Consider the following 862-nt stretch of genomic DNA (forward strand, 5'->3'; position numbering starts at 1 on the left):
GGAACCGCGCAGCCCCCAGCCGAGGCGGGCCAGGTCCCACACGTGGTCGCCGCGGTCAACGGTCAGGGCGTCGGCCACGGCGCGCGGCACCGCGTACCAGCGCCACGGATTGAGCCACACCGCCGGGCGGCCTGCGGCCTGCAGCAGCGCGGCCACAAACTGCCGCTGATTGACCATGCGGTCCAGGTCCGCTCGTGGGGTGGCGCGCGTCCTGACGTATCCAAGGGCGTTGCGGCCGTTGACTTTCTGGCAACCGGCGGGCAGGTCGATCCCGGCCAAGGGGTCGTTGAGCGGCGTCGTCGGACATATCGTCACCCCGCCGAGTGCGTCGACCACCCCGGCGAATCCGCCGAATCCGATTTCGGCGTAGTGGTCGAGGCGCAGCCCGGTGGCCTCCTCCACGGTCTGCGCCAGCAGGGATGCCCCGCCCAAGGAGAAGGCGGCGTTGATCTTGTCCTTGCCGTGGCCGGGGATCGGGACGTAGGAATCGCGCGGTATCGACACCAGCGTCACCCGCCCGCCGGACCACAACTCTGGCAGGTGCACCAGCAGGATGGTGTCGGTGCGGCTGCTGCCGATGTCGCCGCCGGTCGCCAGGTCCTCCTGCTGTTCGGGGCTGAGTCCTTGGCGGCTGTCCGAGCCCACCAGCAACCAGTTGGTGCCGCGGCCGGGCCCGGGTCGTCCGGGGTAGTCGGTGAGAATCTCGTCGCGGTGCAGCCGGCTGTCGAACCAGACGGCCCCACAGACGACGGCGATCCCGGCCAGCAGCGAGCCGATCACCAGGATCGACGCCAGCGACCGGACCCACCGGCGCCAGCCGCGTCGGCGCCGCGGGGGCGGTGGGGTGGGCCGCGGTGGGTGT

At 71.8% G+C, this 862-nt stretch carries 1 protein-coding gene; it reads right to left on the reverse strand.

Translation table 11 applies throughout. The features are described from left to right. Positions 1-862: LCP family protein (locus A9X03_RS18040; RefSeq protein WP_231975414.1), on the reverse strand; the 862-nt coding region annotated here is incomplete at both ends.

Source organism: Mycobacterium sp. E1715, from assembly GCF_001667625.1.
Taxonomy (GTDB): Bacteria; Actinomycetota; Actinomycetes; order Mycobacteriales; family Mycobacteriaceae; genus Mycobacterium.